The sequence below is a fragment of the Bartonella sp. AP57NXGY genome (assembly GCF_042195805.1).
Lineage (GTDB): Bacteria > Pseudomonadota > Alphaproteobacteria > Rhizobiales > Rhizobiaceae > Bartonella.
On sequence record NZ_JBHIOZ010000538.1, the window covers coordinates 1 to 686 of the forward strand.

General features: G+C 42.7%; 1 protein-coding gene and 1 pseudogene. One reads left to right on the forward strand and one right to left on the reverse strand.

Features of this window, described 5'->3' with window-relative positions; translation table 11 throughout:
• Positions 1 to 102: 102 nt before the first annotated feature.
• Positions 103 to 318: pseudogene (locus ACFIL8_RS11890) on the reverse strand (hypothetical protein).
• Between ACFIL8_RS11890 and ACFIL8_RS11895 the strand changes: the two are divergent.
• Positions 305 to 655, forward strand: coding sequence for a hypothetical protein (locus tag ACFIL8_RS11895; RefSeq protein WP_375689983.1), 351 nt, complete (start codon positions 305 to 307; stop codon positions 653 to 655). The pseudogene ACFIL8_RS11890 and the gene ACFIL8_RS11895 sit on opposite strands and share 14 nt — an antisense overlap.
• The last annotated feature ends 31 nt before the right edge of the window (positions 656 to 686 follow it).

Consider the following 686-nt stretch of genomic DNA (forward strand, 5'->3'; position numbering starts at 1 on the left):
TGTGATTACTGTTGCTCCCCAGAATGATATTTGGCCTCATGGGAGCACGTAGCCTATAAAGGCTGTTGCTATAGTTAAGAATAGAAGCATAATGCCAGTGTTTCAGGTTTTTAGGAGAAGGAATGAGCCATAGTAAAGGCCTCGGCCTACGTGTAGGAAGAGGCAGATGAAAAATATGGAGGCGCCGTTGGCGTGGAGGTAGCGAATGATTCAGCCATGGTTTACGTCTCGGGTGATATGTGCGATTGAGGAGAAGGCAGAAGAGGTGTCTGGCGAGTAGTGTATTGCTAGGAATAGGCCTGTGATGATCTGTAGAATTAGGCAGAATGCGAGTAGTGAGCCGAAGTTTCATCATATGGAAATGTTGGATGGGGTTGGTAGGTCAATGAGGGAGTGGTTAATTATTTTTATAATTGGGTTGGATTTGCGTATTGGGGTCATTAGTGCTTTTGTAGTTGAAGTACAACGGTGGTTTTTCATATCATTGGTTATGGTTATAGTCCATGCAGAAGTAATGACATATATTTTATTTGCGTTAAGTGTGTTGTTGGTTATGGGATTTGTTGGATTTTCTTCTAAGCCTTCTCCTATTTACGGGGGGTTAGCATTGATTGCTAGTGGTGTGGTTGGTTGTATGGTAATTTTAGGTTTTTGAGGTTGGGGTTCCATCATCATGGACTTCTTCC